The sequence below is a fragment of the Lentzea sp. NPDC102401 genome (assembly GCF_044765805.1).
GTDB classification, from domain to species: Bacteria; Actinomycetota; Actinomycetes; order Mycobacteriales; family Pseudonocardiaceae; genus Lentzea; species Lentzea sokolovensis.
In genome coordinates, this window is the sequence record NZ_JBIWKS010000003.1 from 848,397 (window position 1) to 855,628 (window position 7,232).

Annotated in this window: 8 protein-coding genes; 7 read left to right on the forward strand and 1 reads right to left on the reverse strand. The window is 71.1% G+C overall.

All coding sequences use genetic code 11. The features are described from left to right. The first annotated feature begins 22 nt into the window (after positions 1–22). From ACIRG5_RS14925 to ACIRG5_RS14950, 6 genes are read left to right on the forward strand one after another with little or no spacing between them, the layout of a single operon-like run. On the forward strand, positions 23–328 hold the full coding sequence (locus tag ACIRG5_RS14925; RefSeq protein WP_319976804.1) for a hypothetical protein: 306 nt from the start codon (positions 23–25) through the stop codon (positions 326–328). Further along, the gene (locus tag ACIRG5_RS14930; RefSeq protein ID WP_402904861.1) at positions 325–3,591 is read left to right on the forward strand and encodes a hypothetical protein; all 3,267 of its coding nucleotides are present in this window, start codon (positions 325–327) and stop codon (positions 3,589–3,591) included. Before ACIRG5_RS14925 ends, ACIRG5_RS14930 begins: the two co-directional genes overlap by 4 nt. Continuing rightward, complete coding sequence (locus ACIRG5_RS14935) at positions 3,591–4,007, forward strand: hypothetical protein (RefSeq protein ID WP_402904863.1); 417 nt, start codon at positions 3,591–3,593, stop codon at positions 4,005–4,007. Before ACIRG5_RS14930 ends, ACIRG5_RS14935 begins: the two co-directional genes overlap by 1 nt. Beyond that, positions 4,004–4,987: a hypothetical protein gene (locus ACIRG5_RS14940; RefSeq protein ID WP_402904865.1), complete on the forward strand. Its 984-nt coding sequence runs from the start codon at positions 4,004–4,006 to the stop codon at positions 4,985–4,987. Before ACIRG5_RS14935 ends, ACIRG5_RS14940 begins: the two co-directional genes overlap by 4 nt. Next, positions 4,987–5,433, forward strand: coding sequence for a hypothetical protein (locus ACIRG5_RS14945; RefSeq protein WP_402904867.1), 447 nt, complete (start codon positions 4,987–4,989; stop codon positions 5,431–5,433). Before ACIRG5_RS14940 ends, ACIRG5_RS14945 begins: the two co-directional genes overlap by 1 nt. Beyond that, the gene (locus ACIRG5_RS14950; protein WP_402904869.1) at positions 5,433–5,834 is read left to right on the forward strand and encodes a hypothetical protein; all 402 of its coding nucleotides are present in this window, start codon (positions 5,433–5,435) and stop codon (positions 5,832–5,834) included. The genes ACIRG5_RS14945 and ACIRG5_RS14950 overlap by 1 nt, the downstream gene beginning before the upstream one ends. Positions 5,835–5,838: 4 nt before the next feature. Here the strand turns inward: ACIRG5_RS14950 and ACIRG5_RS14955 are convergent, their stop codons facing one another. Then, on the reverse strand, positions 5,839–6,711 hold the full coding sequence (locus tag ACIRG5_RS14955) for a 1,4-dihydroxy-2-naphthoate polyprenyltransferase (protein ID WP_402904871.1): 873 nt from the start codon (positions 6,709–6,711) through the stop codon (positions 5,839–5,841). A 150-nt stretch (positions 6,712–6,861) separates the two neighbouring features. Between ACIRG5_RS14955 and ACIRG5_RS14960 the strand changes: the two genes are divergently transcribed. Further along, a partial coding sequence (locus ACIRG5_RS14960) for a helix-turn-helix domain-containing protein (RefSeq protein WP_402904873.1) occupies positions 6,862–7,232 on the forward strand: 371 nt, incomplete at its 3' end.

Genomic DNA, 7,232 nt, shown 5'->3' on the forward strand with positions numbered 1-7,232 from the left:
CTGAGTCCGCAGGGGGGACGCTGTGTCGTCGCTGTTCACCGACGCGGCCGAGATGCGCGCGTACGCCGAGTACCTGCGCACCGAGGCCCAAGAGTTCGACACGATCCGCAAGTACGTCCACGCCACGGCGTGCGACAAGGCGGGCTTCACCGGCCTGCTGACGTTGCTGCAGCCGGGCGTTGACATCGTGCGAGCGTTGTTTGACGAGACGCTCGACTTCGGCAAGTCGAAGCTCGAAGGCACGGCCGCGGCGGTGGACGCGACGGCGAAGGGCTACGAGGACATCGACGCCCTTCAGCGGCGGATCTTCGAGGGGCTGCTGAAGTGACTACCGCGTCCTACAGTTCCCCTCGCCCGGTCGCGGCCTCGCTCAAGCAGCCCGACGTCGACACGGCGTCGTTGAACGACGTCCTGCGCGACCAGGGCTGGGGCGTGCAGGCGGTCAACTGGGTGTTCGAGGCCGTGACCGGTGAGAGCCTGGTCTCCACGATCATCACGCCGATCACCGGCGACTGGTCGAAGATCCGTGCGGACGGCGACGCCTGGCGCATGGTCGGCAACGCCATGAACGACGTCTCGTACAACCTCACCGACGCCGTGGGCAAGGTGCGCGGCCACTGGGACGGTGACGCGGCTCGCGCCCACGAGAAGTACATCGCCCTGGGCTGGAAGGCCGGCCTGCTCGCGGAGATGGGCGTCGCCCAGCTGATCGCGAAGGGCTTCGACACGGTCGCGTCCGGCGCCGAGGCCCTGGGCAAGCAGGCAGCCAGGCTTTTGGACTACCTGGTCAACAAGCTCCTCGAAGCCGCCGCCACCGTCTGGATCCCGGTCGCCGGCTGGATCAAGGCAGCCGAGATGGTCTGGAACGCGTACCAGATCTACCGGCGCGTGATGGACATCATCGACACGGTCCAGAAGCTCATCGCCGACGTGAAGGCGCTCTTCGACGCCGTCGGCCGCGTCTTCTCCGCCATCGGCAAGCTGAAGGACGCCGACTCCCTCGCCGAGGCCATGAACGCCACCCAGGAGGTGGCGGAGGCGGGCCGCGACGTCCGCAACGCCGTCAGGGACATCAGCGACGACGCCGCGTCCATCAAGGACTCGGCCACCGAGATCGCCGACCGGGGCCGCGACGTCGGCTCGAAGGTCCGCGAGGTCTACACCCCGCCAGGCGGCACGGAGGACACCAAACCGGCCGCCGTCTCGTCCGTGGCGCCCGGCGGCGCTTCGGTAGCGCCCCCGCCCACCCTGCACGCCGGCCCCGACGCTCCCGCCACCCACGCCGCGGCGGCCACTGGCCCAGCCGTGTCCGCACCGCCTTCGACGGGCGGCGGCGGAGGTGGCGGCGTGCCGACCGGCGGCGTTCCCACCGGCGGTCACTCCGGCTCGGGCGGCGTGCCCTCGTCCGGCGGGCCTTCGTCCGGCGGCCACGGATCTGTCGTGCCACCCAGCACCAACACCACCCACGCGGCCAGCGCGGCCCCCGCCGCAGCCCCGCCGGCCTCCCACCAGCCCGTCATGGGCGGCGCGATGCCGATGGGCGCCCCCATGGCGTCAGGAGCGGGCGGCGGCGACCAGACCAGGAGCTCCGGCTCCCGTCCGGGCGCGGGCGGCGTCCCGTCCTTCCCCAGCGCGGGCGCCCCGGCCGGGTCCAAGGCCCCCACGGGCCTGCCGACACCTCCCGGCCACGCCTCAGGCCTCCCCACCCCGCCCGCGACCCCGGCGTCCGGCACTCGCCCTGGTGGTTCCGGCCTGCCCACGCCCCCGTCGGGCACCGGCACGTCGGGCAGCCACCCCGGCACGCACCAGACGCCAGGTTCCGCGGGCACCCACCCGACGCCCGGCGCGGGCAGCGGCCTGCCGACCCCGCCGAACTCGGGCAGTCACGCGACTCCTGGCAGCGGTCTGCCGACCCCGCCCAACTCCGGCGCGCACGCGACTCCTGGCTCGGGCAGCGGCTTGCCGACTCCGCCGAACTCGGGTGCTCACTCGACGCCAGGCGGCTCCGGCCTGCCCACGCCCCCTGACCACCCGACCGCCAGTTCGGGCACGGCGACCGCGCCGGCCCCGTCCCACACGGGCGGCGGTCTCCCGTCGCCTCCCGGACACGCGTCCCCGAGCGCGGGTGGCGGTCTGCCTTCCCCTCCCGGCCACCCGAGCGCCGGCACGGACCACCCGGCGCCGAGTTCCGGTGGCGGCCTCCCGTCGCCTCCCGGACACGCGTCCCCGAGCGCGGGCGGCGGCCTGCCCTCCCCTCCGGGACACCCGAGCCCCAGCACGGACCACCCGGCCCCCAGCGGCTCGGGAGGATCGGCGCCGCACGACGGCGGCACGCGTCCCCACGACACGACTCCGTCCGGCACCGCCCCGCACGACCCGTCGAGCACGCGTCCCCACGACACCACGCCCAACGGGTCGACGGACACCAAGCCCCACGACACCCCGGACGGCACCAAGCCGCACGACGCCGACCCCCGGCCGCACGACGGCGACACCAAGCCGCACGACAGCGACGCGAAGCCGCACGACGCCGACGCGAAGCCGCACGACGCCGACACCAAGCCCCACGACGCCGACCCCAAGCCTCACGACGGCGACGCCCGGCCCGACGACGGCAAGCCGCACGACACCGACGCGAGCGGTGCCGAGGACGTCAAGCCCCACGACACTCAGCCGGACCACGACACCCCGGCCACCCACGACACCGACCCCAAGCCCGGCCACGACGACGCCACCACCTCCGGCCACAACGACAACGGCGACGGCAGCACCCCGCCGCCGCCCACCGGCCCGGACCTCAAGGGCCACTTCGACGCGGCCGCCATGGCGGCGCAGGGCCAGGGCTACCAGCACCAGCTCGAGCAGATGCTGCCCAACCAGGCCGACCGCGACCGCTACGTCGAACTGAGCCAGAAGCTGTCCACCGAGCTGAGCCCGGCCGAGGCCCAGCACGTGGCCGACGTCCGCAACCAGATCAAGGTCGACTCCGGCGACATCGTCACCAAGGCCCTCAACCCGAGTGCCGTCAGCACCTACCTGCCCGACCAGCCGCACGCCGCCGGCAGCAAGCAGGAGACCTGGCAGAACCAGATGGGCGGCTCGATCGCCCGCGGCCAGGACGTGGTCGACGTCAACACGCCGCAGGGGCTCAGGGACGGCCTCGCGCTCGACGACAAGGGCAAGGGCTGGACGCCCATCCCGGCGGGTGCGCCGAACGCGATGCAGCTCAGGTACGAGATCACCGACCAGAACGCCGGCGCGCACAACGTGCCGTTCGGCGGGCCGAAGAAGGACACGCCGGACTTCACCCAGCCAGGGCCGTACCCGGCGGACCAGTACCAGTCGCCGCAGGAGAAGGCGCACTACGAGGCGTCGCAGCAGCAGATGGCGGCGGCGGGCGGTGCGGCGAAGCCGTACGACGGCTACGACCCGTTCACCGGTACCGGGTCCACGATGGGCGGGATGCCGGAGTGGCGCGTCGACGGTGGGACACCGTTGCCTGATCGTGCCGAGATCTGGCAGGTGAACGCGGACGGAACTGAGAAACTGCACGCCGTGTACGACCGCAAGTTCGGCTGGACGAAGCTCTGATGACCCAGTACTCCCAGGAGATGGCCGAGTACCGCGGCGAGACCTACTTCGCGGGCGCGGAAGGGAACGACGTGTGGATCCGCAAGATCCCCGGCGTGACCTACGCGAACAGCGAAGGGTTCCAGACCTACGGGAACCGTGAGCTCAAAACGGTGCACGTCAGGGATCTCGAAGCCTGGTACCGGGACACCTGCAGGGCTACCTGGCGCGGTCAGCCGTTCAACGTCGTCTCGACGGAGAACGGCAAGGCCGAGGCCGGGTACGCGGGCGGCGAGTACGTGTGGGCCGCGCAGAACGGGCTCGAAGGCGACCAGTACAACGGCTACCGGGCCACGCTCGACGTCGACGAGCTTCAGGACGTGCAGGTCGACCGCACCGACTTCCTGGCGCGGTGGAAGGAGAAGAACCCGGGATGAGCACCCCACAGGCCGTCCGCAAGGCGGCCGGCATCGGGCCGGAGACGATCCTGCAGAAGATCGTGCACCCCGCGATCGCGCAGCTCTACCTGGGCAACGTCGTGGTGCCCGGCAAGTTCGAACCGCACCGGGTGGCCGGGTTCGTGACGCGCGGGCAGGATTTCCCGCAGGGCACGTCCGACCAGTTCGCCGAGGCGTTCGGCGTCGACAAGGTCGCGGACTGGCCGAAGGGCACCCAGTACCTGCTGCGCTTCCTGGCCCACACCACCGAGCTCTTCGACACCAGCTTCGGCGGGCCGACGCTCGACGGCGCGCAGAAGATGGGCACCACGCGCGTCTACCCGGTCCCGTTCACCGGCACCGGCTACACGCCGAGCGCGAATCCCATCCCCGAGTACGTCATGGAGCTCGCCGAACTCCCGGCGGGCACGGAACTCTGGCGCTTCGAGCCCAACGGAGAAGGCCGCAGCGTCGGCAAGTACCTCAACCGCCAGGTCGGCTGGGTCCCCACGGGAGACGTCGGCTTCGGTCCCGGAAGGTACTGGCAGGCACCGGTTCCGCACCGGCCGACCGTCCGTCGTGGACTGATCGGGAAGTTCCAGGGCCAGGACTTCGACGTCGACTTCGGTCCGGCGCCCGGCTCCGTTCTGCTGCACCCGCTGGCCGGTCAGCCCGCGCCGCCGGACTTCACCGAGGAGAACGGCGTCCGGTTCCTCGAGGTGCCGGACGCGGTCGTCGAGGACCTCCAGCTGGTCCGCACGCTCTGCACGTACCGGGGCGCGGAGTTCGAGATCATCGGCGTCCTGGGCGACCAGGCCGTGCTCCACTTCCTCGGCGAGAACTACGAAACGGCGCAGCGGCTCGGTCTGTCCGAAGTAGACTTCCGGCAGTGGCGCACCCTCGCGCAGCGCGCCGAGGTGGGCGACATCCGCGGTGAGGCCAGGCCGATTCAGCGCGGGCTCTTCGCGAGGGAGAACTGATGACCACCCCGAACGACAGCTGGAAGTCCGCGGAGCTGCGGGCGGCCGAGGCGCAGGTCGACGCGCGCTTCAAGGAGGCGCAGGACCTCGCGAACCGCCTCAAGGAGACGCCGCTGCCGCCCGTTCCGCCGGTCGACTTCAAGGCGATCGCCCAGCAGGTCGAGCGGGCAGCGCAGGAACGGGACGCGCCCGAACAGCTCAAAGCGTTGAAGCGCAAGGTGGACGCGGGCGAGTTCACCTGGGAGGACGTCGTCTCCGGCAAGGCGGCGCAGGACCCCGACGTGCAGGCCATGCAGCAGGAGAACGTCAACAAGATGAAGCAGGCGTTTCAGATGCTTCAGGAGGGCATGACCGCCGAGGAGATCATGGACGCGCAGCGGCCGCGCCGGGGTGGGGACGACGCCGACCAGCTCGACCCCGACATCTTCACGGAGGACAAGTGGTGATGACGGCCTGGCGGACACCGGACATCCTCGCGGCGGAGGACTTCCTGAGCAGCGCCGTCGCCGAGGCGGACCGCGCGATGCGCTCCGCCCAGCAGAACCTCAAGGGCAAGGAACCATCCACTGAGGACATCCGCAGGGTGATGCAGTTCGCGAAGTCCAGCGACGCCTCACCGGCGATGCGCCAGCTCGCCGACCGCATCGCGCGCGGCGCCGGCCTGAGCTGGCGTCAGGTCCTCACCGGCGAGGCGGGTCACGATCCGCTGGTGCGCCAGGCACTCGACGCCGACCGGGCCAGGCTGGACGAGCTGATCAAGGGCGAGACGGCACCGCCGCCACCGCCGCGCAGGCCCGTGCGAACGGACGACGACGAGCCGACCCAGTTCACCGAAGACGCCTGGTAGAGCCTCAGTCCAGCACGAGGCCGACGCTGACCAGCACCGCCCACGCCAGCATCGCGATACCGGTGAACTGCAGCACCGGGATCAGGTCACGGCCGCCACGCCCGGCGGCCACCCGGCGCACGGCGGGCAGCAGCACCGGCGCCGCGAGGAAGCCCAGCAACGCGTACGGCACCCGCACGACCATCCCGAGCGCGATCAGGAACGGCACCGCGACCAGCGCCAGGTACAGCCTGCGGGTGTCCTTGTCGCCCAGCACCACGGCCAGGGTCCGCTTGCCCGACACGGCGTCCGTCGGGATGTCGCGCAGGTTGTTCGCCACCAGCACCGCGGCCGAGATCGACCCCATCGCGATGGACGCCCCGATGCCGATACCGGTGATCTCGCCGGTCTGCACGTACAGCGTGCCCAGCACCGCGGCCGGGCCGAAGAAGAGGAACACCGCGATCTCGCCGAGGCCCGCGTAGCCGTACGGACACTTGCCGCCCGTGTAGAACCACGCTCCGGCAATGCACACCGCGCCGAACCCGAGCAGCCACCAGTGGCCCGACAACACCACCAGCGCCACACCGGCCAGCGCGCCCACGCCGAGTGCGATGAACGCCGCCAGCCGCACCTTGGCAGGCTCGGCGGCACCGGACCCGGTCAGACGGAACGGCCCCACCCGGTTGTCGTCGGTGCCGCGGATGCCGTCGGAGTAGTCGTTCGCGTAGTTCACGCCGACCTGGAACGCCACCGAGACGACGAGAGCGAGCACCGTGTAGAGCACGTTGAACTCGTCGATGTGGTGCGCCGCAGCAGCTCCCACGACCACCGGGGCGATCGAGTTCGGCAGCGTGCGCGGGCGGGTCCCCTGGATCCACTGGACGACTGAGGCCATGCCTCCATCCTCCGGTATGGCTCCTGAGGACACGCCGAAGGGGTTCTGAACTGTTCGGTGGTTTGTGATCATGTGTGATGGAACGTGTTCGTTTGTGAGCTGGGATGACCCTTCGCGGCGATGGGAACATGTGTTCGGTAGGCTGGCCGGGTGTCGTCCGTGATCCAGGCGTACCGGTTCGCCCTGGACCCCGCTCCCGTTCAGGAGCAAGCGTTGCGGTCGCACTGTGGCGCCCAGCGGCGCGCGTTCAACTGGGGCCTGGCGCGGATCAAGGCGAACCTGGACCAGCGGGGCGCCGAGATGACCTACGGCCTGGTCGAGGACGAGCTGACGCCGTCGGTGTCGTGGTCGGCCTACAGCCTGCGCAAGGACTGGAACCAAGCCAAGGACGAGGTCGCCCCGTGGTGGGCCGAGAACTCGAAGGAGGCCTACTCCTGCGGCCTGGCCAACCTCGCGACCGCCTTGGGCAACTGGGCGGACTCCCAGCGTGGCAGGCGCAACGGCCGCAGGTTCGGGTTCCC

Coding starts and splice junctions, on each gene's coding strand:
- ACIRG5_RS14940 (WP_402904865.1), top strand. CDS start 4,004: ATGAGCACCCCACAGGCCGTCCGCAAGGCGGCCGGCATCGGGCCGGAG.
- ACIRG5_RS14955 (WP_402904871.1), bottom strand. CDS start 6,711: ATGGCCTCAGTCGTCCAGTGGATCCAGGGGACCCGCCCGCGCACGCTG.
- ACIRG5_RS14950 (WP_402904869.1), top strand. CDS start 5,433: ATGACGGCCTGGCGGACACCGGACATCCTCGCGGCGGAGGACTTCCTG.
- ACIRG5_RS14935 (WP_402904863.1), top strand. CDS start 3,591: ATGACCCAGTACTCCCAGGAGATGGCCGAGTACCGCGGCGAGACCTAC.
- ACIRG5_RS14945 (WP_402904867.1), top strand. CDS start 4,987: ATGACCACCCCGAACGACAGCTGGAAGTCCGCGGAGCTGCGGGCGGCC.